The organism is Paraburkholderia metrosideri, assembly GCF_904848625.1.
Lineage (GTDB): Bacteria > Pseudomonadota > Gammaproteobacteria > Burkholderiales > Burkholderiaceae > Paraburkholderia > Paraburkholderia metrosideri.
In genome coordinates this window covers 19,166-45,910 of the sequence record NZ_CAJHCP010000011.1, presented here as the reverse complement: position 1 = coordinate 45,910, position 26,745 = coordinate 19,166, and the positions used below count along the sequence as shown (strand labels likewise).

The window sequence follows — 26,745 nt, the reverse complement described above, 5'->3', positions numbered from 1 at the left end:
GGGGCTTTTTTTATGCCTCGCGTTATGTATGCCGCTGCGATGAGCGATGTCCGGCACGACTTTCCTTGGGTCGGAGCGCCCGTCGATTGCCGCCCACATAGTGGACCGGCCCGCATTTTTGCCGCCCTGGCCCCCGACCTATATACTCGGGGTTTATCCTCGAGCGCCCGCTCACCGCTCTCATCGAGGCAGCTTCCGCCATGACCAACGCCGATCCCCACGAACTACAGAAATTCAGCGACCTCGCGCATCGCTGGTGGGACCCGAATGCCGAATTCAAACCGCTGCACGAACTCAATCCCATTCGCCTGAACTGGATCGACGCTCATGCGCATCTCGCGGGCAAGAACGTGCTGGATATTGGCTGCGGCGGGGGCATTCTGTCCGAGTCGATGGCCAGCTTAGGCGCGCATGTGAAGGGAATTGACCTGTCCAGCCAGGCTTTGGGGGTCGCCGATCTTCACAGTCTTGAAAGTGGTGTAACCGTCAATTACGAAGAAATCGCTGCTGAGGCGCTCGCCGCCCGCGAACCGGGCACGTATGACGTGGTCACCTGCATGGAAATGCTGGAACACGTACCCGAACCCGCCGCGATCGTCGAAGCGTGCAAGACGTTGGTGAAGCCTGGCGGCTGGGTATTTTTCTCGACGCTGAACCGCAACGTAAAGTCATACCTGTTCGCGGTGATCGGTGCCGAGTACATCGCGCGGATGCTGCCCAAGGGCACGCACGACTACGCGCGTTTTATCCGCCCATCGGAACTGGCGAGCTTCGTGCGCGCCGCCCACCTACGCACGGCCGACATCAAAGGTATCGTGTACAACCCGCTCAGCAAGCATTTCACGCTGTCCGCCGACACGAGCGTGAACTACATGCTCGCCTGTCGTCGCGACGCCTGATCCGCCCCACCCGCCGGACCCGACCCGATAATGAGCGACCCTACGCCCCTGCCCCAACGCGAAGATAACGACGACGCACTCGGCCTCTGCCAGGCCGTACTTTTCGACCTCGACGGCACATTGGCCGACACCGCGCCCGATCTCGCGGCGGCCGTCAACAAGATGCGCCATGACCGCGGACTGGAGATGGTGCCGCTTGAGAACCTGCGCCCGCTTGCCTCGGCCGGCGCGCGTGGGCTGATTGGCGCAGCGTTCGGCATTGGCCCTGACGATCACGAGTTCGCATCGATGCGCGAAGAGTTCCTCGCCAATTACGAAGCGGATTTGTGCATCGAGACCACGCTGTTTCCGGGCATTCCGGAGCTGCTCGACGATCTCGACGCGCGCGGCGTGCGCTGGGGCATCGTCACGAATAAGGTCTCGCGGCTCACCGAACCGCTGGTCGCGCAACTCGGCCTGGAAGAGCGCGCCGGTTGCGTCGTGAGCGGCGACACGACTCCGCATTCGAAACCGCATCCTGCGCCGCTGCTGCACGCCGCGCGCGAGTTGGACGTGATGCCCGAGCGCATCGTGTATGTCGGCGACGATCTGCGGGACGTGCAGGCCGGTTTCGCCGCCGGCATGAAAACCATTGCGGCCGCTTATGGCTATTGCGGCGACGACATTCCGCCAACTCAGTGGCACGCTCAGCACGTCGTCGAATCGCCGTTCGAATTGCTGAAATTGCTGCGCGATATTGGTTGAAGGGAAAACGACGCCGCGCTCAAACAGGTCAATGAGTCGGGACGCGGCCGTCAATCTATTGTAAAATCTGCGTTGGTTCAGATTTTTTGAACAACGAACCGCGGGGGCGACCTGGTTTCGACAGGGGTTGCGAAGCGGCTAGGGCATGTCGAGGACCCGTCACCTCGTTAATCAATGGGAAAAACGTAACTGCAAACGACGAAACGTTCGCACTGGCAGCCTAAGGGCCGCCGTCCTCTGCCTAGTTCACTGACGGGCTAGAGTCGCAAGACCGGTAGCAATACCGACAGAGGTCATATACGTCAGTTAAGCCTTGGTGGTGTCACGACATCCGGGTCGAAAATCTAGTGAATCGCCTTGGTGCAGCGTGTTCGTCCGCGTCACCTGGGTTAAATCAAATGACAGAACTAAACATGTAGAACTAGTCGTAGAGTGCTTCTGGACGCGGGTTCGATTCCCGCCGCCTCCACCAGACATCGCACAGCAAGCTGTGCCTTATAAAAAACCCCGATAGCGCATGCTCTCGGGGTTTTTTGTTTGCATCAGGGTCAGCACACGCTCATGCCGCCTACCGTCGCCGCCCTGCGGCACGAGGCGCGCCCCCACTCTCGGCCGCGCCACCCACCAGCAACTCGTTCACCCTCGCGACCTCACCAAGATCCAACGTCGCCGTCGCGGCCTTGAGCTGCAGCAGCGCGACGATCGCCGTATACCGCGCCCGGATCAGATCGCGCCGATTCGCGTAGAGCGATTCAGACGCCCGCAGCACATCCGTACTAGTTCGGCTGCCCACCTTGTAACCTGTTTGCGTGGCGCTCAGCGTAGCGCGCGACGTCTGCACCAGCCGCGTCAACGACTCTACCCGCGCGACGCCGTCACGAAAGCGCGCCCAGTTCTCGCGCGCCGTCGCGCCCGCCACTCTCGTTGCGCCAAGCAGTTCGTCCTGTGCCTTGTCTTCGAGCGCAAGGGTTTCGTCGATAATCGCGTCCGTCTCGCCGCCCTCAAAAATCGGGATCATCACCGACAGCATCGCGGTCGACGTCGTAGTCGGACGCGAATAGCCAGAGCCCGCGCCGGCCGGCGTATGACTGGCCGTCACGCTCACCACCGGTAGATGTTTCGCGCGCGCCTTCTCGACTTCAAGCGTCGCAATGCGCTTGTCGATCTGCTTCAATTGCACCAGATAGTCGTGAGTTTCGGCTTGCGCGACCCAGTTATCGCGATTCGCAGCGCTGATCTGCGGCATCGTTGCGGCGTCCGGCAGTCGCGACAGCGCCACAAATGGCTGCCCCGTGATGTGCTCCAACGAGAGCCGCTTCAACTCCAGATCACTACGGGCATCCAGTTGCTGCAACTGCGCCTGCTCAAGTGCCGCCTCGGCCTCCTGCAAATCGATCACGGTCGCCTCGCCCGCCGCCCGCCTGCGATGCAGCTGGTCAAGATGCAATTCCAGCGCCGCGGTGTAATCGTTCGCGCGCGCCTGTTCGTCCTCGGCGGCGAGTTCGTCGAAATACGCGCGCACCGCCTGCAGAATCGACGATTGCTCGGCCCGTGCGGCGTCGACTGCCCCACGCGCACCGACAAAGTCCGCCTGCCGGTAAGCGGTCCAGAGACTCCAGTCGAACACGGGCTGGGTCAGCGAGACGGTCCAGCCGTTCTGCCAGTAGCTTTCGCCGGGAAAGCCGTCCGTTTTGATGCTGTTGTACGCGCGCCCCCAGCCGCCGCCGATTCGTGGCAACAACGCGGCGCGTGCCTTGGGCACGGCTTGCCGGGCGGCCTTTGAACCAGCACGGGATGCAGCCAGGTCGGCGCTGTGGTCGACGGCCTGCTCGGCGACCGTGAGCAGATCGACGGCGGCTGCACTGCTCACATGGGCACCGCACACGACGACAAGCAGCAGCGCGGATAGTGTGCGTTTATTCATTGACGAGCGCCTCCGCACGAGCCTCGCAGACCAGTTCGCCATCCACGAGCCGATACCGCGTGTCGAATGCCGCCGCGAGTGACATGTCGTGCGTAATCACCACGACGGTTCGCTCGATACGCTGTAGCAGCGCAACGATATGACGCACCGAAACGGGATCGAGATTTGAAGTAGGTTCATCGAGCAACAGCAGTTCACGTTGCTGATACAACGCGCGCGCAAGCAGCAGACGTTGGCGTTGCCCGGCGGAAATATTCGCGATCGTGTCGCTGATGATCGTGCGCGTACGCATCGGCAAACGCATCACGTCCGGCAGCAGTCCGACATCGTCGAGCAACGCGTGAATGCGCGCTTCGTCCGGATTGCCAGCGAACAGCGACACGTTGTCCGCAATCGAGCCATGCAAAATCAGATCGCCCTGCCGCATATGAACGGCGTGACGGCGAATTTCGTCGACGGTGAGATTCGGCCACGCAATGCCGTTCAGCGCGATCTCGCCAATCTGCAGCGGCTCGGCGGCCGCCAGCAGTTTGAACAGCGTGGACTTGCCGCTTCCCGACGAACCGGTAATCACGATCTTGTCGCCCTTGCGGACGACGATGTTCGCGTTTTTGAGCACCGGCTGATCCGACACGCCATAGCGAAACGTGACGTTGCGCACGTCGATACGCTCGAAGTCTCGCACTTCGACAGTTCTGTGCGCGTCGCTGGCCGGTGTGTACCGTTCGGTGTCGCCATCGACGATATCGCCCACCCGGGTGACCGGCACGCCAAGCATGAAATACTGGAACGCTGCATTGATCGATCGTGCAAAGCGCTCCGACAGCAACGACTTGTAAATCAGGAACGAATAGAACACGCCGACCGAGATCGTGCCGCCCAGCATGAGACGTGCAGCGAACCAGGTAATCAGGATCGTATCCGCGTAGACGACGAGTTTAAGAATCGCGTCGCGCGCGCTGGCGAGGCGGCTACTGTGCACCAGCGCCGCAATGTAGGCCCGGTACTTCGACATGAAGATCGCGGTGCGCCGTGTCTCGCCCTGCGATAGCTTGATCAGCGAGGCCCCGCGAATCGTTTCGATCAACATATCGTCGCAGCGTGCGGACTCTTCCAGAACGAGCGCGTGGGTGTCGCGCATTCGCGAGAACAGCGCAAACGACACCGCGATGTAGAAAGCAAAAACGATCAGGGCAATCATTGTCAATTGCCGGCTCTGCACCAGCATCAGCGACAGTGCGAGCAGGCCCACCACCAGGTCGATACCCAGCATGATGAGCGTACGCGTGCCGTACGAACTGATTTCGTCCTGCGCCTTCACACGCGCGAACAGGTCGCCCACATGCCGCTTCTCGAAGTACGGAATCGGATTGCGCAACAGCTTGGCCAGCAAGCCCTCGGTCACGTTCATCTGCACGTGTCCGTGCAGGAGTTCGACCAGATAGGTCTCAACGTACTGGCTCAGCGCGCCGACCATGAAAATGCAGGAGAACGTCAGGATGAGGACGTTCAGCAAATTGAGGTTGTCTGCGGCGACGACGTCGTCGAGCACCAGATTGCCGAGGTACGGCATCGCGAGAATGGCGAACTGGCTGCCGAGTGCGACGAACATCACCTTGACGATCTGCGCACCCAGTTCAGGATTCATTGCCCGCAAACGCGCGAGCGCGGCCGGCACACGCGACTTGTCGCGTATGCGCGGCATCTGCGGCGTGGGCGTGCATTCGAGCATATAACCGGACACATTCGCTACGAAGGTATCCATCGAGACGCGCCGCCGGCCAGCCGCTGGGTCGATCACCTGCACATAGCCGCGCGTGCACTTCTCGAATACGACGAAATGCGCACCGCCGAAATGTAGGATCGAGCCGCGTTTGATGTCCGACAGATGACCCGCATCGAAGCGGTAAGCCTGCACCGACAGACCATATTCGACGGCGACGTCATACAGGTCCATCAGCGTCAGGCCATTGGCCGAGACCGGCCGGTATGCCTGCAATTCGCGCACTTCCGTGGCACGGCCGAAGTGCGACAGCACCATGGCCAGACAGGCGTAGCCGCACTCGGCTACTTCGTTTTGATAGATTGCACGCATGGTCAGCCTCGCAGCACCCGGTACAGCGGCGCAAGCACCCATTCGGCAATGGTGCGGCGCTCGATCACGATGCTCGCGGTCGCGGCCATGCCGGGCAGGATGTCGAAGTGTTGCCGCTCGAAGTTGAATGTGTCGCCGCTCAGCGTGGCCCACGCCATGTAGTCGCCGTCGCCACCGCTCGCCTCAGAAGCGCCTGACGGCGACATCGCCGAGTGCACGGTGGTGCGCGAAATCGAATCGATACGGGCGGGATAGCTGCCGAATTTCCCGTACGGAAACGCGTCGAACTTGAGCCGCACGATCTGCCCTTCGCGGACAAAGCCGCGCCGTCGCGACGGAATACGCAACGCAGCACGCAATGCGCCCTTCTCGCCAGTGGAAATGACGAGCGCAACGTCTTGCGGCGCAAGCGTGCGGCCCGCAATCAGCGCGGAATAGGTGACGACGCCGGCCTTCGGTGCGGAAATGGTCGAGTCCTGCCGGGTCTGCTCGAAGCGGGCACGAATGTCCTGCAACTCGCGGGCGTGGAGCGCCTCCAGTTCGTTGATCTGCGCGCCGAGACTGGTTTGGGTGCCGATGGCCGCGCCGATATCCGCGCCAAGTTGCTGACGCCGCGCGGAGGTTTGCGCCAGCGCGACTTTCGCCTGATGGGTATCGGCGCTCGCCTGCTCGATCCGATCGGCAGTCACGTAATCGGAGACCGACTCCAGGCGGTCCAGCTTGCGCCCGGCTTCGTCGGATATCAGGCGGTTGTGGGTCAACTGCTCGTCGAGCGCGGTGACTTCGGCGCGCCGGCTTTGCAGCGCCAGCCGAGCTGCGCCCAGTTGTGCGGTGAGGTCCGCCTTGCGCTGGCTGTATTGCGCTTCGCTCGTACGAATCTGCTCGTCGCGGCCCAGTTCGTCGAACGCGCGCCGTTGCAGGCCGTTACTCGCGAGAGAAAGATTGCGATCGATGCGGAACAGTGGCGTGCCCTGCACGACGGGCGACGCACGGTTCACGTAAATGTCCGACACTAGCCCGGTCAGCCCCTGGATCTTGATTTCCGCCGACGACACGATTTCAGCGCTCACGTCCTGCTTCAATTCGACATGGTGAAAAAACGCAAACGCGATGGCGAGAGCCACGAGCGACGATGTCCCGTACGCGATCCAGCGCCACGAGACGTCCCTGAATTGGGGAAGATTGATTGGTTCCATAGCGTCATTGCTGCCGGATGCCGGTCAGCACGATGTTTGTCCGTCGAGGACGGACGAGGTGCCGCACGGCGGCTTTGCCGGCGGCAAGATAAATGAGGAAGCGCCAGGCCAAACGTCTAGCGAACGGGCGCGAACGAGTACATGGACGGATGCCCTGCGATGATCCAGTCGGGATAGTTGTCGACGACGGCGGCTTCGATATATCTGGCGAGCCGTTGGGGGGCACCTGGCTCGGTGAGCGGCAGCGGTTCGAACAGTTCGGCGCTAAAGCGGCCTTTTTTGAAGCGCAAATAGAACGGCAACAGCAGTGCGTTGAACGACATGCCCAGTCGAAAAACGCCGTTGTGGATGCGCGCGTCGCGACCGAAAATCGAAACGCCCACCGTTTCCATTGGATAGTGGTACAGGCTGAACGGCGGCACATCGGAAAACAGCACCGCGACACCATTGCGCTTCAATGTTTTGGCGACCCGCAGGCCAAGGCCATTGCGGTCTTCGTCGCCGTACGTGTAGAGCACCTTCACGCCGGGTATCAGCGATTCGTCATCGCCATACATATCTCGCGGCGCACCGGACACCACGCTAATCGACTCAAGACCCAGCACCGCCCGCAATTCGTCGATGACGTAGATGTTCGCGTATTGCGACACGTAATGAAAAGGCGACACGATTACCGGGCGCCCTGGCTGTTCCGCCCGCAACTGGCGGATTTTCTGCGCAAGCACAACGGCGATGTGCTGCAGGTCTGGCCACGCCTCGCTACCGCGAGACAGCCGCCCGTAGTAGATACGTTGATCGATCAGACTCTCGCGCAGGCTGCCGGATGCAACGCGATTGACGTTGAATGGCGCCAGGCCGGGTATGTCACGGCCTATCTCGCAACGCGAGATGCCTTTCCAACGCGCGCGTGGATTGACGAGACTGCGAATTTTCCACTGGACAACGGCAAATGGCTCAATGGCCGAACGTGGCGTGCGGGCGATCAACTCGCATTTGACTCTGCGCCTTGCATTGACGATCTTGTTGCGCAGCGAGGTCAGCATGGCTAACGCGGCGGCCCACGATTCCATGTTTCACTCCGTGTTCATGTGGCATACCGGGAAGGTCCCGGGGAGGTCTTCCCGGCACGCAAACGACTCTTACAGCTTGTACATGACCTTCACCGGTGCCGGAGTCGGCGCCGGTGCAGGTGCTACCGTCTGGGTCGTGGTCGGCGGCGCGCAAGTCGTCTTGCAGTTGCCACCTGCGATGGCGGATTTAGCGAGTTCATTGCGATTGATTTTTTGCATTTCAATTACCTTTAGTGAATCAGTCATTAAAAGCCCGCCGATCAATACTGCATTTCGACAGACGAAAGCAGCTTAACATCGCTTATTTTTGGTACGAGAATCTTTGCGTTATTTTACACTTTCATTTTATATATCAAATATATTGTTCAATCGTCTAATTTAATGTCACTCACGCACATTGTTTTCGTTTATAAAATATCGAATCCGCCTCGAAAAATGCGCGACGGGACGGGCCAACCGAGCGGGTACGCTCCTTCTGCCATTACTATCCACATTAATATTTTCACCTCACCACGCAAATCAAAAAAACATATTTTTCATTGATTAAAATCGGCAATCAAAATACACATCAATTCAAGAATGAAATTTCCCAATCATTAGCCAGAAAAATCACAATTAGCAAAAAATTAAATGCAAGAAAATCCAGATTAAACGCGATCGGACAAAACCAGCCCGATCGGAATCGACGCGTCGCGCGGAATAGTCTGGCGTCTCCGTCCGTTTATTCATCGCATACGAAACGGCAGTTCGCGACCCTCCGCCCGCTGCCTATACTCAGATCACCGGTAGCCAACCCTGGAGTCCACATCATGCGCAAGATGACCCTTTTCGCCGCATTGATCACGCTGGCCGCGCTGCAACACGGCGCGTTCGCTGAAACGCCGAAGGTGAGCAGCGGCCGCCTCGTCAATGCGGACGGCATGACCCTCTACACGTTCGACAAGGACGTCACGCCCGGCGTCAGCGCCTGCACCGGTGGCTGCATGAGCAACTGGCCGGCGGCCACGGCGAGCCCCACCGACAAACCGTCCGGCGACTGGTCGCTGCTGTCTCGTGCCGATGGCGCACAGCAATGGGCGTACAAAGGCCATCCGCTATATCGCTACGCAGCGGACAAACAGGCAGGAGACACAAAGGGAGACGGCTTCAAGGAGGTATGGCACATCGCCAAACCCTGAACGCGAGCCGACAGAACGTCGACCCAGTCACGGCGGCTGCGCAGCAGTAAGCGCCAGCGGCCGCGAAAACAAAAACGCCGGCAAACCGCCGGCGCTGTGGGAAAAACCTTATTCGTCTTTAGGACACTGCAGGTTGCAGCCGTTCGGATCGCCGTTGTCGCCGCGCTTGCGCATCGCCGATTTCTTATCCGATTGAAACTTGTCTGAAGGCGCCGACGCAGCGAATGGCATTTGCGGATGTTCGGCGAGACGGAACTGGTCCTGCAGGATGCCGCCCGGCACGCCGGGCGAATTCTGCGCAAAAGCAACCGAAGCGGTGCCGAGAAGCACACCAGTCGCCGCAACTGCGGCACATACGTGTAAAAGTACTTTCATATCGATTCGCGCTGCGGGCGCGCGGTTAAGGCGGGAACGGAAGCGTAAAGGGTATCCGAAACCGGCGTCCCGCGCAGCGATGCGGACAGCTTTATGTTTACAGGCTCTTACGCCGCCGCCTCGCCAAGGCCGGCTTCCACATCCACCAGCCGTCCGCAATCCCGTGGGTCATAGCCTTCCAGCAGAGCGACGCTGTCGTGAAACGCGTTGCCGCGCAGCAATCCGATCACGGTAGACAACGGCGCGCGTTCGAGATGCGCGCGGTCGCACGCGAAGTAATAGTCTTCGTCGACGATCGGCATGAAGTCGAGCCCGAAGTGATGCGCGGCGGGTTCCACGCCGAAACCCACGTCCGCCATGCCGCTTGCGACAAACGCCGCAATCGCCGAGTGCGTGAGTTCAGTCGACGCGTAACCATTGACCCGATCCGGATCGACGCCGACCTGACGCAGCGCGAGATCGAGCAGCATCCGCGTGCCGGAGCCGGGCTGACGATTGACGAAACGGATGTCGTCGCGTGCGAGGTCACCCAGTCCGCTGATCCGTTTCGGATTGTTCTTGCCGAGAAAGAGCCCCTGCTTGCGTCGCGTGAGGTGCACGAGCACGTGGCGCTGCGGATCGAGCCAGCGCCGGTAGGTATCGGCACAGGCAGCGCGGAATGGGCCGAGCGGCAAATGAAAGCCCGCGAGGTCGCATTCGCCGCGTGCCAGTGCGCTCACCGCGTCGGCGCTATCGCGGTACTTGATATCGACCGGCAGATCGTTCGCGACTAGTGCCGTGACCAGCGCGGCCACTGCATAACCATGCGACGCGTGGATGCGGACGTCGTCGGCGGGGGGCGCGAGCCAGCGGTTCAGATCGCTGGCCACTTCGCTCGCGAGCGCCTGCATGTTGCCGTCGAGCCGCTCACCGCACAGACGCTGCGCACGCAACACCGCCTGCCCGAGTTCGGAGAGTACCGAGCCACGTCCGCGCTCCTTGGCAATCAGCGGGCCGCCCAGCCGTTCTTCGATGCTGCGCAGCAAACCCCACGCATGCCGGTAGGACAAACCCTTAAGCTGCGCGGCCTGCGCGATGCTGCCGGACTCGTCTACCAGCGCGAGCAACGGCACGACGTCCGACAGGCTTGACTCGCGGCCATCCGCGCCCTTCACCACCAGTTGAGCCTGGCACTCGATCCGAACCATATATGTTCCACTCTTTCCTATTGCGCGGGCCGGTTCACCCGCCTATCTTTCAGCAACTACCAATCAAACAGAAGAAGCATAAGTGCACACTTTATGAATAACAAGTGCATATATGACTTTGGAGGAGCCCCCTTTGGACGATTTCCACGCCATCGCGCCGGAGCAACTGGTGCAACGTCACGCGCAGCCCGGCCTATCGCTGCTGGCGGTGCTGCACGCCATTCAGGACGATCTCGGCTACGTGCCGCCCGCCACGGTTGCGCCGCTCGCGCGTGCGATGAACCTGTCGCGTGCGGAAGTGCACGGTGTCATCACCTACTACCACCACTTCCGTACCGAGCCCGCCGCCCCCGTCGTCGTGCAGCTATGCCGCGCGGAAGCGTGCCGCAGCATGGGCACCGAAGCACTTGCCCAGCACATCGAGGGACGCACCGGATGCCGGTTCGACGCTGAACATCAGCATGGCGCGACGGTGGAACTGGAATCGGTGTATTGCCTCGGGCAATGCGCGCTGTCGCCCGCCTTGATGATCAACGGCAGCTTGCACGCCAAAGTCACGTCGCAGAAATTCGACGCGATTTTCGCTGCTGCCAGCAAGTGCGTGGAGGTGGTCGCATGACGCGCATCTATGTCCCTCGTGATTCGTCGGCGTTGGCGTTGGGGGCCGACGCGTTGGCGCAGTCCATCGAAGCTGAAGCCGCGCGACGCGGCGTTGAAATCGATGTGGTTCGCAACGGCTCGCGCGGACTGTTGTGGCTCGAACCGCTCGTGGAAGTGGCAACGGCTGAAGGCCGTATAGGCTATGCCAACGTCGAAACGACCGATATCGCCGCGCTGTTCGACGCCGGCTTTACCAACGGTGGCGATCATCCCCGCCGCGTCGGCGTAGTCGACGACATTCCGTATCTGAAGAACCAGCAGCGGCTGACCTTCGCGCGCATTGGCATCACCGACCCACTTTCCATCGACGACTACCTCGCCCATGGCGGCCTCGACGGCTTGCGTCAGGCGCTGCAAACCGACGGCGACGCCGCCTGCGAAGCGCTGATCGAATCCGGCTTGCGCGGACGCGGCGGTGCAGCGTTCCCTGCGGGCATCAAATGGCGCACGGTACGCGGCGCCAAAGCTGCGCAGAAATACATCGTCTGCAATGCGGACGAAGGCGATTCCGGCACTTTCTCCGATCGCCTCGTGATGGAAAGCGATCCGTACCTGCTGATCGAAGGGATGCTGATCGCGGGCGTCGTGACCGGCGCGACGCTCGGCTACATCTACGTGCGCAGCGAATATCCGCATTCGATCGCCACGCTCGAAGCCGCGATCGCCAACGCGCGCGCCGCCGGCTGGCTCGGTGACAGCGTGCTCGGATCGACCGCGCATCGCTTCGAACTGAGCGTGGCGAAAGGCGCGGGCGCGTATGTGTGCGGCGAGGAAACCGCGCTGCTCGAGTCGCTCGAGGGCAAGCGCGGCATCGTGCGCGCGAAGCCGCCAGTGCCGGCGCTCGTCGGTCTGTACGGACAGCCGACCGTGATCAATAACGTCATCACGCTGGCAACGGTGCCGACCATCTTCGCGCGCGGCGCCGCGTTCTACAAAGACTTCGGCATGGGACGCTCGCGCGGCACGCTGCCGTTCCAGCTTGCGGGCAACGTGAAGCAAGGCGGCCTCGTGGAACTCGCGTTCGGGGTCACCTTGCGCGAATTGCTCAACGATTTCGGCGCTGGCACGGCAAGCGGGCGACCGGCACGCGCAGTGCAGGTCGGCGGTCCGCTCGGCACCTATCTGCCGGAAAGCCAGTGGGACATTCCGCTGGACTACGAAGCCTACGCGGCCGTCGGCGCGGTGGTCGGCCACGGCGGAATCGTCGTGCATGACGACACCTCGAATCTCGCCGAACTCGCGCAATACGCGATGCACTTCTGCGCGCTCGAATCGTGCGGCAAGTGCACGCCATGCCGGATCGGCTCGACGCGCGGCGTCGAAGTGATTGCCCGGATTCGCAACGGCGATACGTCCACGCGACAGGTGCAGTTGCTGCGCGATCTGTGCGACACGATGGTATCCGGCTCGCTGTGCGCGATGGGCGGCATGACGCCGTTTCCGGTGCTGTCCGCGCTCGATCACTTCCCCGAAGACTTCGGTCTCGCCGACGCCGACGTGTCGAATCACGTCGATCACCACGCACCCAAAGCGGCCTGACCCAGGAGCCCCCATGTCCGATGCGATCAATTCTTCTGCTGGTGCTGGTGCTGGTGCCGGTGCAGGCGGCTGCGGCTCAGGCAACTGCGCGTGCAAATCACAGGCACTGGCGCAACCACGTGCGCCGCGCTCCTTTTTCGACGACACCGACTACGGCACACCCGAACGCCACGCCGACCTCGACGTCACGCTTGAAATCGACGGCCAGGCCGTCACCGTTCCCGCCGGCACCTCTGTGATGCGCGCCGCCGTCGAAGCCGGCGTGAACGTACCCAAACTCTGCGCGACCGATTCGCTCGAACCGTTCGGCTCATGCCGTCTGTGTCTCGTCGAAATCGAAGGCAAGCGCGGTTATCCGGCGTCGTGCACGACGCCGGTCGAAGCGGGTATGAAAGTCCGCACGCAAACGGATCGTCTGCAATCACTGCGCCGAAACGTGATGGAGCTGTACATTTCCGACCATCCGCTCGACTGCCTCACCTGCCCCGCCAACGGCGACTGCGAATTGCAGGACATGGCTGGCGTGACCGGCCTGCGCGAAGTGCGCTACGGTTTCGACGGCGCGAATCATCTGAAGGACAAGAAGGACGAGTCGAATCCGTACTTCACGTATGACCCGTCGAAATGCATCGTCTGCAATCGCTGCGTGCGCGCGTGCGAGGAAACCCAAGGGACGTTCGCGTTGACCATCGCCGGACGCGGTTTCGAATCGCGTGTCGCGGCGAGTGCCAACCAGCCGTTCATGGAGTCGGAATGTGTGTCGTGCGGCGCGTGCGTCGCCGCCTGCCCGACCGCGACCTTGCAGGAGAAGTCGGTCATCAAACTCGGACAGGCCGAACATTCGGTGGTCACGACGTGCGCTTATTGCGGGGTCGGCTGCTCGTTCAAGGCGGAGATGAAGGGCAACCAGGTCGTGCGGATGGTGCCGCACAAAAACGGCCAGGCTAACGAAGGACACGCGTGCGTGAAGGGCCGCTTTGCATGGGGCTATGCCACGCACAAAGACCGCATTACGAAGCCGATGATCCGCGCGAAAATCACCGACCCGTGGCGCGAAGTCAGTTGGGACGAAGCGCTCACTTATGCGGCGTCGGAATTCCGCAGAATCCAGGCGAAACATGGCCGCGATTCGATCGGCGGCATTACGTCGTCACGTTGCACGAACGAAGAAACGTACCTCGTGCAAAAACTCGTGCGCGCCGCGTTCGGCAACAACAACGTCGACACCTGCGCACGCGTGTGCCACTCGCCGACCGGCTACGGCCTGAAGGCCACGTTAGGCGAATCGGCGGGCACGCAGACTTTCGCGTCGGTCGACAAAGCCGACGTCATCATGGTGATCGGCGCGAATCCGACCGATGGCCACCCGGTGTTCGGCTCGCGCCTGAAGCGTCGGGTGCGCGAAGGCGCGAAGCTGATCGTCGTCGATCCGCGCAAAATCGATATTGTCGATACGCCGCATGTGAAGGCCTCGCATCATCTGCAATTGCGGCCCGGCACCAACGTCGCCATCGTCAATGCGCTCGCGCATGTGATCGTGACCGAAGGCCTGCTGAACGAGGCGTTCATCGCTGAGCGCTGTGAGGCGCGTGCGTTCGAGCAATGGCGCGCTTTCGTCGCGCTGCCTGAGAATGCGCCGGAATCCACGGAATCGTTGACGGGCGTGCCTGCCCAACAGGTTCGCGAAGCCGCCCGCATCTATGCAACCGGCGGCAACGCCGCTATCTATTACGGTCTCGGCGTCACCGAACACGCGCAAGGCTCGACGATGGTGATGGGCATCGCGAACCTCGCGATGGCCACCGGCAACATCGGCCGCGAAGGGGTCGGCGTGAATCCGCTGCGCGGTCAGAACAACGTGCAGGGTTCGTGCGACATGGGCTCATTCCCGCACGAACTGCCCGGCTACCGGCATATCAGCGACACGGTCACGCGCACGCTGTTCGAAGAAGCGTGGAACGTCACGCTGCAACCGGAACCCGGATTGCGTATTCCGAACATGTTCGACGCCGCCGTGCACGGTTCCTTCAAGGGCCTGTATTGCCAGGGCGAGGACATCGTGCAGTCGGACCCGAATACGCATCATGTATCGGCGGCGTTGTCGTCGATGGAATGCATCGTCGTGCAGGACATTTTTCTGAACGAGACGGCCAAATACGCGCATGTGCTGCTACCGGGTTCGTCGTTCCTCGAAAAGGACGGCACCTTCACCAACGCCGAGCGCCGCATTTCGCGCGTGCGCAAAGTGATGCCGCCGGTGCCCGGTTACGCCGACTGGGAAGTCACCGTGATGCTCTCCCGCGCGCTCGGCTATGAGATGGACTACACGCATCCGTCGCAGATCATGGACGAGATCGCGCGTCTCACGCCGACCTTCCACGGCGTGTCCTATCGCCGGCTGGAAGAGCTCGGCAGCATTCAATGGCCGTGCAACGAAAGCGCGCCGGACGGCACGCCGACCATGCACATCGACAGCTTCGTGCGCGGCAAGGGCAAATTCGTGATTACGAAGTTCATCGCCACGCCGGAGAAGGTCACGCGTAAATTCCCGCTCCTGCTGACCACCGGCCGCATCCTGTCGCAATACAACGTGGGCGCGCAAACGCGTCGTACGGAGAACTCCCGCTGGCATGACGAAGACCGGCTCGAAGTGCATCCACACGATGCCGAGGAGCGCGGCATCAAGACGGACGACTGGGTCGGCATCGAATCACGCGCGGGACAAACGGTGTTGCGCGCGAAAGTGACCGAGCGGATGCAGCCGGGTGTGGTCTACACGACCTTCCACTTCCCGGAATCGGGCGCGAACGTGATCACCACCGACAGTTCGGATTGGGCCACCAATTGCCCTGAATACAAGGTGACCGCCGTGCAGGTGATGCCGGTCGAACAGCCGTCGCAATGGCAGAAAGACTACTCGCGCTTTAACAGCGAGCAACTCGATCTGTTGAAGCAACGCGAGTTGGCCAACTCCGGCTCGGACAAGTGAGAAAGTGAGATAGCGCATGGACAATCAGAATCTGATCGACATGGCGAACCGGATCGGTGACTTCTTCGATTCGATGCCGGACCGGGACGAAGCGCTGGCGGGCGTGGCCGATCATATCCGTCGTTTCTGGGAGCCGCGGATGCGGCGCGCGCTGCTGGCGGCGCTGGATGAACCCGAGGAGAACGGCGTGGCGATGTCCGCATTCGTCAAGGAGGCGCTTGTCGAACATCGCGAACAGTTGATGCCCGCCGCGCCGTCGACGGCGTAAGACACCGTGCCGTTTCAGGCTGCGCGTCACGTCAAAGCGCAGCCTGCTCCGGTATCTCGCCGCCCACCGCGAACCACGCCTCGCAATGCCGCAACAGGCCGTGCAAGTCCGACCCCGTGCGCCCTCGCGCGCTGATATACCCATCCGGGCGCACGAGATAGAACGACGGCCGCGTGCGTCCATACGACTCGGACAGTGCCGGGCCGCCATCGCCGGTCGTATCGGTGATGCGCCAGATTCGCACGGCGCCCGGCAGCAATCGTTCGACCTCAGCTGTGAGCCGCTCCAGTTCCGGGTCCGATGGCGGCGCATGTTTGGCGGCTGGATCGAGTGGCGTGTCGTCTACCGGCAACGGCGGCACCAGCAAAAACAGCGAGAAAAACGCCGGGTCGTGCAGATCAAACAGGCAGCCGACACCCGGCGCGCGGCCCAGCGGCCCGTCCACGACGTGCACCAGCGCATCCGGCGCGCGTTCGCCGGCGCGTGGACCGCCGTCGAGTACCCGTTCGAGCGTCAATGGACTGCGTCGGTATTGAATCGACAATTCGCTGATGGTCAGGCGCGCGGCGTCGCGCAGCGGCCCTAATGCGGCCAGGACCGGCATCACACGCTCACGCAGCAGCTTGAGCGGACCGTGATCGGCCTCGGCCATCTGCGTGATGAAGCCGGTCTGCCGCAACACGTCACGCTCAATGGGATGCCGCTCCATGTGATACGTATCGAGCAGCCGGTCCGGCGCCGCGCCGTTCAGCACTAGCGCCAGTTTCCAGCCGAGATTGAACGCTTCCTGAATGCCGGTGTTCATCCCTTGCGCGCCCGCCGGGCTGTGAACATGCGCAGCATCGCCGGCGAGGAAAATACGGCCCACGCGCAGCCTGTCGACCATCCGGCTATTCAGATGGAAATACGATGACCACGCGAGATCCGACACATCGACCCGTTCACGCACGCGCCGCGCGATCAACGCCTTGCATTGTTCCAGCGACGGCGGCGGCACCTGATCGAGCGGCGGTTCGCCGAGCACCGCAGGCGTCGGCGGCGCAGCCACGGCGGCCGGTTCGACCGCATGATCGGCGATCAGCCGATGCCGGCCATGTCCCATCGGAAACAGCGCCACCAGCCCCTCGGCCGACGCGAAAATATGGAACTCGTCTTCCGGCCAGTCGGTTTCGGCGTGCAGATCGGCAAGCAGGAAAGTCTGCTCGAACGTCTTCCCCTCGAAGCTCAGCCCCAGCCGATGACGGATCGCACTATGCGCGCCATCGGCGGCGATCAGGTACGACGGACGCATGGTCTCGGTATGACCGTCCGCGCGGCGCAACGTCGCCTGAATGCTCGCGGCACCCTGCGAGAACATGGTCAGCTCGACGCCCCGCTCAACTGTCACGCCTAGCGTGGCGAGATGCTCGGTAAGCAAGCGCTCGGTCACCGACTGATCGAGAAACAGCAGATACGGATAGCGCGTGTGCAGCGGATCGAAATCGAGTTGCGCGAGGCGCATGCCGTTCGAAAACAGATTGGCGATGCGCGCGCGATGACCGAGTTCGAGAAACGGCTCGATCAGCCGATGCTGTTCGAGGAGCTCAAGGGTGCGCGCCTGGATGCCGATGGCGCGCGAACAGGGGTTCGGTTGCGGCGCCTTATCGATCAGGCGCACGGGAATATGAGCGCGCGCCAGACTCATCGCCGCGGCAAGTCCGGTGGGACCGGCCCCGACGATCAGCACTGGCGACGCACCGGTTGCAGCAGCGTCCATGCGGAACTCCGGCAGACACAGTGCGCTCTAGTGTACGCCGACGAATACGGGGTCAAGGTTGCGCTGCATCATTGGCAAGGCTTTCGGGCCGTTAGCGCCCCGCCGTGCGAGCCCAAATCCGGGCGCCCCTCACCGAGTGTGGGAAAATGCGGCCTCTGCCTCACCCAAATGCCAGCCCCCGTCATGCAACAAGTATTTGACCGCGCTTTTGCGGCGCATCGTGACGGCCGCCTCGACGACGCCGAACGCGGCTACCGCGCAACGCTCGACGACAATCCAGTGCACGTCGATGCGTTGCATCTGCTGGGCGTCCTGCGCCACCAGCAGGGCCAGCACGCCGAAGCCGCCGCCCTCGTGCGGCGCGCGGTGAACCTGCGTCCCGAAGATGCCGCGCTGCAACTGAATCTGGGCAACGCGCTGAAAGCGCTGGGCCAGATCGACGACGCCATCGAACAATTCCGCAACGCGCTGACGCTCGCGCCGACGTTTCCGATGGCGCATTACAACCTCGGCAACGCGTATGCGTCGGTGGGCCGTCACGAAGACGCGGCCGACTCGTTCGAGAAATCGCTGCGCCTGCAACCTGACGACGCGTCGTCGCACAACAACCTGGGTAACGCACTGCACGCACTCGGACGTCACGCGGAAGCGATTACGTCGTTCCGGCGCGCGCTCGAACTGCGCCCGGGGCACGCAGGCGCGCTGAACAACATGGGCATGTCGCTGAATGCGTTGGGGCGCGCAGATGAAGCGATACCGTGCTTCCAGGCGGCGCTGGCCGCTGAGCCGCGCTTCGTCGCCGCGCACTTCAACCTCGCCAATACGTTCGACGCAACCGGTCGGCATGCGGAAGCGGTTGTGTCGTTCGGGCAATCGCTCGCATTACAGCCCAATCTGCCGCCCGCGATCTTCGGGATGGGCAATGCACTCGCGTCGCTCGGACACCACGCGCAAGCGTTGCCGTATCTGGAGCGCGCGGTCGGTCTCGATCCGCAATTCGCGCTTGCCTGGTTGAGTCTCGGCAGCGCGCACCAGGCGCTGGGCGCACACGCACCCGCCGTGCGTGCCTTCGATCAGGCGCTGCGGCTGCGCCCCGATCTCGCGTCAGCTCACATGAACCGCGCGCTCGCGTGGCTCGCGCAGCGCAATTTCGCGCGCGGGCTGCCGGAATACGAATGGCGTTTGCAGGCGATGGCGCAACCGGTCATCCAGACCTTGCCGCGCTGGCACGGCGAGCCGATCGAACAGCGCACGTTGCTGATCCATGCCGAACAGGGCTTCGGCGATACGCTGCAGTTCGTGCGTTTCGTCCCGCTGGCCGCGCAACGGGCCGCGCGCGTCGTGCTCGAAGTGCAGCCGTCATTGCTGCCGTTGCTCGCGCCCGCCGCGCAGGCGTGGCGCGTCACGCTGATCGCGCAACGCGCGCCGCGCCCTGCCGCCGATCTGCAATGCCCGTTGTTGAGCTTGCCGCTCGCGCTCGGCACGACGTTCGACACGATTCCGTCGCGCACGCCGTATCTCAGCGTGCCACCGGCTTATGGGCGCAAATGGCGCGGCTCGCTCGGCGGCCAGGCTAAACGCAAAATCGGCATTGCGTGGTCGGGACGCGTGCAGCAGAACGAAACCCGTTCGATGCCGCTCGCCGAACTCGATCCGCTCTTCGCGCTCGACGGAATCGACTGGATCGTGCTGCAGCCCGCGTTGAGCGCGGAAGAACGCTCGGCACTGGACGCGCATCCGCGCGCGGCGTCGATCCACCGATTCGACACGCGCATCGGTGACTTCGCGGATACGGCGGCGATCATCGAACGGCTCGATGCGGTCGTGTCGATCGACACGTCGATTGCCCATCTGAGCGGGGCGATGCGCAAACCGCTATGGCTGATGCTGCCGTTCGCCGCGGACTGGCGCTGGTTCGATCGCGATACCGATAGCCCGTGGTATCCGGGCGCGACGCTGGTTCGGCAACCCCGGCCCGGCGCGTGGGGTGAGGTGGTGAATACGGTGGCGAAGGCGTTGCGCGAGGGCTAAGCAAGCAGGCTTTCCAGCAGTGACGCGCGGCGCCCGGCTCCGGCGATTTCGCCAGGCCTGGCGCTTCGAAAGCGTCAAATCCGCTTCGCCGTCGCGTGCTGGTTTGGTCGCTTTGAACTCGCCTTACCGACGCTTGCTGCCGCGAATGGATACGGCCTGCGTTTGCCCACGAACGGGCAGATGCCGCATGACCGCCCAACACCAACAAAAAACCCCGCGTTCTCACGAACACGGGGTTTTTGTTTGTCGGATCAAACGCCGAAGCGTGACACCTGCAGACGCTAGGCCGCCCGATACTGATTGCGCGCTTCCGGCGTGCGATACAGCACCAGCGTTGCGATCAACCCGCAAATCGCCGCCACGCCAAGGAACAGACCCGGCGCCGCCTTGTTATTGGTGACGTGGATCAGCAACGTTGCGATCGCCGGCGTGAAGCCGCCGATCGTCGTAGCAAGGCTATACGCGAGCGAGAAACCGGCCGTACGCACTTCGACCGGCATCACTTCGGTCAGCGCCACGACCATCGCGCCGTTATAGCTGCCGTACAGGAACGACAGCCACAACTGAACCGCCAGCAGACGCACGAACGACGGCTCGCCGACCAGCCATTGCAGCGCCGGATACGCGGTGAGGATAGTGAGGATGGTGAAGGTCAGCAAAACCGGACGGCGCCCGATCCGGTCCGACAACGCGCCCGCAAGCGGCAACCAGACCAGGTTCGACAGGCCGACACAGACCGTGACGACGAGCGTGTCGATCGACGACAGCTTCAGCACTTCCTTGCCGAAGGTCGGCGTGTACGCGGTGATCATGTAGAACGACACCGTGGTCATGATGACCATGCCCATGCCGCCCAGCACGATGCCCCAGTTCGCGGCCATCGACTTCATGATCTCGCCCATGCTCGGACGATGCTTGCGCGCCTTGAACTCTTCGGTTTCCTGCAGCGAACGGCGAATCAGGAACAGGAACGGCACGATCAGGCAGCCGATCAGGAACGGCACGCGCCAGCCCCACGCGAACATCTGGTCGGCGGGCAACAGCTTGTTCAGCATCACGCCGATCAGCGCGGCGAACACCACTGCAACCTGCTGGCTACCCGACTGCCACGAGCAATAGAAGCCCTTGTTGCCCTTGGTCGCGATCTCCGACAGATACACGGACACGCCGCCCAGTTCGACCCCGGCCGAGAAGCCCTGCAGCAGCCGCCCGAACAGCACGAGAACCGGCGCAAGTATGCCGATCGTCGCGTAACCAGGAATGGCTGCGACCGTGAGCGTGCCGAGCGCCATCAGGCCGAGTGTGAGGATCAGGCCTTTGCGCCGGCCGTGATGGTCGATGTATGCGCCGAGAATGATCGCGCCGAGTGGACGCATCAGGAAGCCCGCGCCGAACACGGACAGCGACAGCATCAACGACGCGAATTCATTGCCACTCGGGAAGTAGGTCTTCGCAATCGCCGAAGCGTAGTAGCCGTACACCATGAAGTCGTACATCTCAAGAAAGTTACCGCTGACCACACGGAAAACTGTCTTGACCTTGGATTCTTCCGCTGCGGAAGTGGCGTGTGTCGCACTAGACATGACATTCTCTGAGAAGCCCGTCGCCACATGAACGGTAGCGTTAGGGCAGTTGAAACGAGCCGCTGCTGATGGCAGCGGAACCGGCAGACGGATCGAAAAATAACGCGCCGGGGGCGCTGCATTTTCATGCTTGACGCATTCACGCGGTATCAGGGTAAACGTTGCGGATCATGCAACGCGTACGCCACCTAATGTTAGCGTTGATGGCGCGATCGCGAAATGCATACAGAACGCTTACGGACGGCGCCTGCGATCGTCGCGGTAGACTCTCCGCCCTGGCACTTCCGTTGATTGATGACCCGATGCGAACTCTTCCCGTCCTTTCGCTGCGCCCCGCGACCCTCGACGACGCCGCGCTGATTGCTTCGATCCATAGCAGCAGTTGGCAGGCCACCTATCGTGGCTTGTTGCCCGACGCGTTTCTCGATGGTGAAGTCACGCGCGAACGTGCCGCGTATTGGGAAGCACGGCTGGGCGCGCCGGGTGGCGAGCGCCGTATCGTGCTGATTGCCGAGCTCGCGGGTACGCCGGTCGGCTTCATGTGTGTCGAACGCCAGCCGGAATCCACGTGGGGCGTACTGCTCGATAACCTGCATGCGCTGCCTGGTTATCAGGGCATCGGCGCCGGCAAGCTACTGATGCGCGCCGCCGAGGACTGGGCACGCGCTCAGGGCGAGACGCAGTTGTATCTGTATGTGCTCGAAGGCAACGCGCCGGCAATCGGCTTTTATGAACGGCAGGGCTGGACGTTTGCCGGCGCCGAACCGGATCACATGGGTGGCGTGGACATCACCGCGTTGCGCTACGTGTACAGACTCGAACGCTAGAAACCCACGCATGCTCGCCGGATCGTTGGTGCTTTTTTCATCAATCGATCACGTGTGATTGGGCCGTTCCGTGATCTCTTTTCAGACCTGTCTGATCATTACGGCGGCAGCTTCCTGGCATCATCTTCCGCACCCGATGGCTTCACCGTGTGGCGTCCGCGAGACCTCGCATTGAAGTTGAATGCAGCACTTGTCTGCGTTTGGCTTCGATGGCTTTCGAGTTTTCACGGTTTCGGTCGCCACGCGCAGAAGGCGTTTCATCTGTACCGCCCCGAGCCCGAGTCCCACAGACCCCGCAGCCGCCTGTCAGCGGCCCCACTACGAGGCGCTGGAAGAGACCATGTCCACCATTCCCCTTACCCTGATTGAAGGCGCAATCGCCATGCCGCGTTTGCGCCCGCTGCGCTACGTCCCAGCGTCGTTTGGCCGTGACTGGGCGCTGCTTCCGCCGGTGCGCAACTGGCGCGCAGAACTCAAGGCGCTCTACGCCGCCGTGCTGCATACCTTCTGCCTGACCGATCAGGCAATCCTCTCGTTCTGTCAGTGGGTGCCATTGGATACGCGGCGCGCTGCGGCGAGTTTGGCGACTTCGGCATCGACGTTTGAGCGCGCCTATGTTGGTGCCGCGCCGCGTGAGGCAGACCCGCGCGTTCCCGTCGATCATGCGGTTCGCTCGACGACGATCGAGGCACCTGGGTCTCGTGCACCGGGCGATCGGGCGATTCATTGGGGGGCGTTAGCTGGCGGCGCGTGCGTAATAGGCGGTGTGGCTGCGCTTGCGTGGGTTGCGTTGGGTCATCCCGAGCATCGTTATCCGGCCAGTAGCCTGAGGCCTGCGGATATGACGGTTGTCAGCGGTAGTTCGGAGCCGACGCAGCGCACAGTGCCTGACATGGCAGCGACCGGAGAAACGCATCGTCGCGATTCAGGCGCGAAGGTTAGTAGCACGACGTTGGCTCGTGTAGATGCGAAGCCTGTCGCTGTTCCCGCTCCTGGGATGGCGTCGGCTTCCAGAAATGTCTCCGGTAACGAGACCATCATGCATCGTGGCAACACAAACTCGTTCAGCGAAAAATCGGGCCGCGCGCGCACAACCGTTGGTCGTGGCCTCACACGAAACGTCACCGACAATGCTTTACCGCGTGGCACCGCAAAACGGCATGAGCGGCCGCGCATCACTGTCCCGGCAATCGCTCAGCGCAGTCCGCCTGCGCCGTCTGTCGCCGGAGACTATTCGCCATTCGCGCCAGCCGGATTAGGTGTCGACGACTACGCATCCGTGACGATGTCGGCGGCAACCCATCTCCGCGATATCGCGCCGGGCCCGCGCGCTGCAACGTCCAGTCATCTCGCGGAAACCGATGGGACCGAATGGATGGGCCGTATTTCACATCGTCGAGTGACTGACGTTCCCGAGCAATTCGCTAAGTAAAAGCAAACCGCTCACGTTGCCGCAAAGAATCACGGCATAAAAAAACCCGGTTACGAGAACCGGGTTTTTGTGTTCATGCCGTCACTTCTGGATCGGCAATCCCAATTCCGTCTGCTGCTGCAACTGCGTGACTTCGCTTTGCAACTGACGCAATTGCGCTTGCGCCCTCGCCTTCTCCGCACTCAACGCCGCCGCTTCACCTTGCGTCTGACGCTGATAGTCATTGACCCGCGCCTGCTGCGTACGCGCGACGTTCAGATCAGCCTGCAAACGTCTTGCGCGATCTTCAGACAATGCAATCACGTTCTGGATAGATGCTTTCTGCGCCTGCAACTGCGTGCGGCGAATCTCGACGTCCGACAGTTGCACCGTCTGCTGGACGAAGCCGGTGTAAATGGCTTGCGCCCGCTCTGCATCGCCGGACTTGATCACCCGCCAGAAATGTTTGTCCTGAAATAGCGCGACGTAGTACGCCATGTCATCGGGATAGAAAAACAGGCTCGCGCCGTAACTGCCGTTATACGTGGTGCGCAACTCGCTCAGTTTTTCGTCGTGAATCATCCGCATCAACTCGGCGACGTTGCCTTGCGCGTCGGCCGTCACCTCGGGGGTGCTCGCCGGGGTGCCGGACAAGGCAGCCGACACCGCATCGGGCTGTGCCGTTAGCGCGCTGATGGCCGGGCGCGTGCCCGCGACAGGCGCAGCCTCGTCGGTTTGCGTAGCCAGCGCGAGACCGGCGTGCTGCAACAATGCGCACGCGGTCGCAAGCAATGCAGCGCGCCGCACAATGGGGGGATACGTCATACGTCCTTGCTCCAGGCAATTCCAAAACAGCCGGCGATTATCGCGCGGATTGGCCGTTAAGCGAAGCATTCAAATGCTGCATGGATCAGGCTCAAATCGAGATAAACCGGTGATGATTCATTCCGTGTAAAGGCGTCGCTTATCGCGAAAAAATTTGGTTCGGATGAGGGCAAAATAAAGCGATCCGCCTCGCAGAAACGATTGCGCGCGCGGGCTGTATTTGCGCGAATACGACATCGAGCGGCGTTGCCATGCTGGGGCGTTCCGCGATTGTGAAAATGCTTCGCGGTTTGTCGCGTTTCTGCAGGCGGAATGAAAAAGCGCGGCGATCGACGATCTCGCGTGGACAACTCGACGCGGTGGGCTCACGCATCAAACAATCAGATGCCTGACTATCGCGATAGTGACAAACGGCGATCTCATGGCGCAACCTTGTTCGCCGGGTCAGGCCGGAATCGACCGAAGCTTTAGCCAGGCATCAAGCTGCCCTGACTAAAGCCTGGTCTGCATAAGGGCATCAGCCCTATCCGAAAACCAGCGGTATTAAAACCGCGTTTCGCGCGCCACGCGCAGGAACGTATCGAGCAGCGGCGTGCAATCGAGCAACTCCGGGCCGCCCGCGCGATGAAATTCCGGATGCCATTGCACGCCCATCACGAAAGGCGCACGCCGATAACGGACTGCTTCGATGATGCCGTCCGATGCCGACACCGCCTCGATATTAAGATCGCGCCCGAGTGTCTTGACCGCCTGATGGTGAATCGAGTTGACGATCGCATCGCGCCGGCCCGGGAACATATTGGCTAGCGTCGAGCCGTCCGGGAAATGGATTCCATGCCGATGCTGATCGTAGTTCTCGTTGACGTGTGCGCCGGCGGTCGGCACGTCGGTAGCGATGTCCTGATACAGCGTGCCGCCAAACGCCACATTGATCAGTTGACAGCCACGGCACACGCCAAGCACCGGCTTGCCCGACTCGATGAACTCATGCAGCAGTTCGAGCTCGTACATGTCGCGCACACGGTCGCCCGGCCATTCGTGGCTGGTGGCCGCTTCCGCGTAGGACTGCGGCGACACGTCGGCGCCGCCTTGCAGCAGCAGCCCGTCGAGATGCTTCGCGTAATCGCGCAAACGGATATTGCTCGGATGCAGCATGCCCTGATGACCCACGGTCGGAATCATGAACACGAGCACGTCGCGCGACATCACCCAATGGGCGATCGATTCCTCGAGATATTGCAAGGTCTTGCCGCGCAAGCCTTTCGCGCCCGGTTCCGGGTGGAAGATGCGCGCCGACACGCCGATCCGCAGTGTGCGTTGCGTGATCCGTTGACCCGCGCGATCGAACAATTGCCGCGCGCGGGCCGCGATGATCCGGCCAAACACCGTCCACGCCGAATCGTTCTGCTTCAGATAGCGCGGCGGCGAAGGCGGCAGCGCGTTCGGCGGCGGCGGATTGGTCGCCGTGAAATCGGGTGCCGCGCCAAAACCCGGTGGCGGCGCACCCGCCGGGCGCGACGCGGAGCCCGCGCCGCCCTCGTTTTCGACGACGTCTTCGACGTCGACGGTGGTGGTCAGTTCGCCGGCAACCGGGTCGCTGCTGCTGAGTGTCGGTGCAACCGGCGGCACGGTTCTGGTGGCGGCGGCGTGCTCGAAGCGTGCACCGCCGTGCCGCGCTTCCCGTTCGTGAACCGCCGCCTCCTGCTTCGCGGTGGAGGCCGCGGCCGAACTTCGCGCTTCGGCCGCGTCACGTTGCCGGGCCGTTTGCGGATCGGTGGGCGTGACGGCGGACGCACTGTCGGGATCGTCGGTCGACGACCTCACTGCCGCTTCCTCCGCCGCGTCCGATGCAACCTGCGTATGGGCCGGCGCATCGTCCGGCAGCGCAGTTGAACGGACGGTGCTCGGCGGTGCCTCGACCGGCGCAGCGGGCGTCGTGGTCCCCTCTTGCGCCTTTGACACGACATCTTTCATCGGCGACTGGATCGCATCTTCATGTGAAGGAGGTAGCGAAGCGGCGGGCTCAGCCGGTGCGGCGCCGGGTTTCGGCGCGCCGGGTGTAGCGCTGGAGGGGACGCCAGTAGTAGCACCGGACGGTGCAGGCGACGATGGGCTGCCGGGCGTACCGGCGTTTTCAGGTTTGTTTTCGCTCATGACAGTCAGACAGGCGCCTTCCACGCGAACGAAT

At 62.3% G+C, this 26,745-nt stretch carries 21 protein-coding genes and 1 other RNA gene; 11 read left to right on the top strand and 11 right to left on the bottom strand.

Features of this window, described 5'->3' with window-relative positions; genetic code table 11:
• Nucleotides 1-200 precede the first annotated feature (200 nt).
• From ubiG to ssrA, 3 genes are all read left to right on the top strand, one after another.
• Nucleotides 201-899, top strand: coding sequence for a bifunctional 2-polyprenyl-6-hydroxyphenol methylase/3-demethylubiquinol 3-O-methyltransferase UbiG (gene ubiG / locus LMG28727_RS23855; protein WP_201644787.1), 699 nt, complete (start codon nt 201-203; stop codon nt 897-899).
• Nucleotides 900-929: 30 nt separating this feature from the next.
• On the top strand, nt 930-1,643 hold the full coding sequence (gene gph / locus LMG28727_RS23850; RefSeq protein ID WP_201644786.1) for a phosphoglycolate phosphatase: 714 nt from the start codon (nt 930-932) through the stop codon (nt 1,641-1,643).
• Nucleotides 1,644-1,745: 102 nt separating this feature from the next.
• Nucleotides 1,746-2,115: a transfer-messenger RNA gene (ssrA, locus tag LMG28727_RS23845) on the top strand.
• A gap of 96 nt (nt 2,116-2,211) precedes the next feature.
• Here the strand turns inward: ssrA and LMG28727_RS23840 are convergent.
• The 5 genes from LMG28727_RS23840 to LMG28727_RS23820 all read right to left on the bottom strand — a co-directional run bounded on the left by LMG28727_RS23840 (nt 2,212) and on the right by LMG28727_RS23820 (nt 8,147).
• Nucleotides 2,212-3,567, bottom strand: a complete 1,356-nt coding sequence (locus LMG28727_RS23840) for a TolC family outer membrane protein (protein ID WP_201644785.1) — start codon at nt 3,565-3,567, stop codon at nt 2,212-2,214.
• Complete coding sequence (locus LMG28727_RS23835) at nt 3,560-5,662, bottom strand: peptidase domain-containing ABC transporter (protein ID WP_201644784.1); 2,103 nt, start codon at nt 5,660-5,662, stop codon at nt 3,560-3,562. The genes LMG28727_RS23840 and LMG28727_RS23835 overlap by 8 nt, the downstream gene beginning before the upstream one ends.
• Nucleotides 5,663-5,664: 2 nt before the next feature.
• On the bottom strand, nt 5,665-6,858 hold the full coding sequence (locus LMG28727_RS23830; RefSeq protein ID WP_201644783.1) for an HlyD family secretion protein: 1,194 nt from the start codon (nt 6,856-6,858) through the stop codon (nt 5,665-5,667).
• A 116-nt stretch (nt 6,859-6,974) separates the two neighbouring features.
• Entirely contained in the window at nt 6,975-7,928 is a 954-nt protein-coding gene (locus tag LMG28727_RS23825; RefSeq protein ID WP_236592310.1) for a lysophospholipid acyltransferase family protein, read from the bottom strand.
• A 69-nt stretch (nt 7,929-7,997) separates the two neighbouring features.
• Nucleotides 7,998-8,147: a hypothetical protein gene (locus LMG28727_RS23820; RefSeq protein ID WP_201644782.1), complete on the bottom strand. Its 150-nt coding sequence runs from the start codon at nt 8,145-8,147 to the stop codon at nt 7,998-8,000.
• 590 nt (nt 8,148-8,737) lie between these two features.
• Here LMG28727_RS23820 and LMG28727_RS23815 point away from each other — a divergent pair.
• On the top strand, nt 8,738-9,106 hold the full coding sequence (locus LMG28727_RS23815) for a COG4315 family predicted lipoprotein (protein WP_201644781.1): 369 nt from the start codon (nt 8,738-8,740) through the stop codon (nt 9,104-9,106).
• 108 nt (nt 9,107-9,214) lie between these two features.
• On the opposite strand, the gene LMG28727_RS23810 is transcribed toward LMG28727_RS23815, so the two are convergent.
• Together LMG28727_RS23810 and LMG28727_RS23805 are read right to left on the bottom strand one after the other, a co-directional pair.
• A complete protein-coding gene (locus tag LMG28727_RS23810) occupies nt 9,215-9,481 on the bottom strand; it encodes a hypothetical protein (RefSeq protein ID WP_201644780.1) in 267 nt (88 codons plus the stop codon).
• A gap of 107 nt (nt 9,482-9,588) precedes the next feature.
• Nucleotides 9,589-10,668 carry a substrate-binding domain-containing protein gene (locus tag LMG28727_RS23805; RefSeq protein ID WP_201644779.1) on the bottom strand — a complete coding sequence of 360 codons (1,080 nt, stop codon included), beginning with the start codon at nt 10,666-10,668 and terminating at the stop codon, nt 9,589-9,591.
• Nucleotides 10,669-10,801: 133 nt separating this feature from the next.
• Between LMG28727_RS23805 and LMG28727_RS23800 the strand changes: the two genes are divergently transcribed.
• The 4 genes from LMG28727_RS23800 to LMG28727_RS23785 are packed head-to-tail and all read left to right on the top strand — an operon-like array spanning nt 10,802 to nt 16,124.
• Nucleotides 10,802-11,287, top strand: coding sequence for an NAD(P)H-dependent oxidoreductase subunit E (locus tag LMG28727_RS23800; protein ID WP_201644778.1), 486 nt, complete (start codon nt 10,802-10,804; stop codon nt 11,285-11,287).
• Nucleotides 11,284-12,867, top strand: coding sequence for a formate dehydrogenase beta subunit (locus LMG28727_RS23795; protein ID WP_201644777.1), 1,584 nt, complete (start codon nt 11,284-11,286; stop codon nt 12,865-12,867). The genes LMG28727_RS23800 and LMG28727_RS23795 overlap by 4 nt, the downstream gene beginning before the upstream one ends.
• A 13-nt stretch (nt 12,868-12,880) precedes the next feature.
• Nucleotides 12,881-15,856: a formate dehydrogenase subunit alpha gene (fdhF, locus tag LMG28727_RS23790; protein ID WP_201644776.1), complete on the top strand. Its 2,976-nt coding sequence runs from the start codon at nt 12,881-12,883 to the stop codon at nt 15,854-15,856.
• Between the two features lie 16 nt (nt 15,857-15,872).
• Nucleotides 15,873-16,124, top strand: coding sequence for a formate dehydrogenase subunit delta (locus LMG28727_RS23785; RefSeq protein WP_201644775.1), 252 nt, complete (start codon nt 15,873-15,875; stop codon nt 16,122-16,124).
• 31 nt (nt 16,125-16,155) lie between these two features.
• On the opposite strand, the gene LMG28727_RS23780 is transcribed toward LMG28727_RS23785, so the two are convergent.
• Nucleotides 16,156-17,880, bottom strand: a complete 1,725-nt coding sequence (locus LMG28727_RS23780; protein WP_201644774.1) for an FAD-dependent monooxygenase — start codon at nt 17,878-17,880, stop codon at nt 16,156-16,158.
• A 183-nt stretch (nt 17,881-18,063) separates the two neighbouring features.
• On the opposite strand from LMG28727_RS23780, the gene LMG28727_RS23775 reads away from it, so the two are divergent.
• A complete protein-coding gene (locus LMG28727_RS23775) occupies nt 18,064-19,911 on the top strand; it encodes a tetratricopeptide repeat protein (RefSeq protein WP_201644773.1) in 1,848 nt (615 codons plus the stop codon).
• A gap of 281 nt (nt 19,912-20,192) precedes the next feature.
• On the opposite strand, the gene tcuC is transcribed toward LMG28727_RS23775, so the two are convergent.
• Entirely contained in the window at nt 20,193-21,494 is a 1,302-nt protein-coding gene (gene tcuC / locus LMG28727_RS23770) for an MFS transporter (protein ID WP_201644772.1), read from the bottom strand.
• 302 nt (nt 21,495-21,796) lie between these two features.
• Here tcuC and LMG28727_RS23765 point away from each other — a divergent pair, with 302 nt between their 5' ends.
• Both LMG28727_RS23765 and LMG28727_RS23760 read left to right on the top strand, forming a co-directional pair.
• Nucleotides 21,797-22,321 carry a GNAT family N-acetyltransferase gene (locus LMG28727_RS23765; protein ID WP_201644771.1) on the top strand — a complete coding sequence of 175 codons (525 nt, stop codon included), beginning with the start codon at nt 21,797-21,799 and terminating at the stop codon, nt 22,319-22,321.
• Between the two features lie 340 nt (nt 22,322-22,661).
• Complete coding sequence (locus LMG28727_RS23760) at nt 22,662-23,753, top strand: hypothetical protein (protein ID WP_201644770.1); 1,092 nt, start codon at nt 22,662-22,664, stop codon at nt 23,751-23,753.
• 81 nt (nt 23,754-23,834) lie between these two features.
• Here the strand turns inward: LMG28727_RS23760 and LMG28727_RS23755 are convergent, their stop codons facing one another.
• Both LMG28727_RS23755 and LMG28727_RS23750 read right to left on the bottom strand, forming a co-directional pair.
• Nucleotides 23,835-24,557 carry a DUF2968 domain-containing protein gene (locus tag LMG28727_RS23755; RefSeq protein ID WP_201644769.1) on the bottom strand — a complete coding sequence of 241 codons (723 nt, stop codon included), beginning with the start codon at nt 24,555-24,557 and terminating at the stop codon, nt 23,835-23,837.
• A 543-nt stretch (nt 24,558-25,100) separates the two neighbouring features.
• Nucleotides 25,101-26,711 (bottom strand): gamma-glutamyl-gamma-aminobutyrate hydrolase family protein, encoded by a 1,611-nt coding sequence (locus LMG28727_RS23750; protein ID WP_201644768.1) that lies wholly within the window; start codon nt 26,709-26,711, stop codon nt 25,101-25,103.
• Nucleotides 26,712-26,745: the final 34 nt, after the last annotated feature.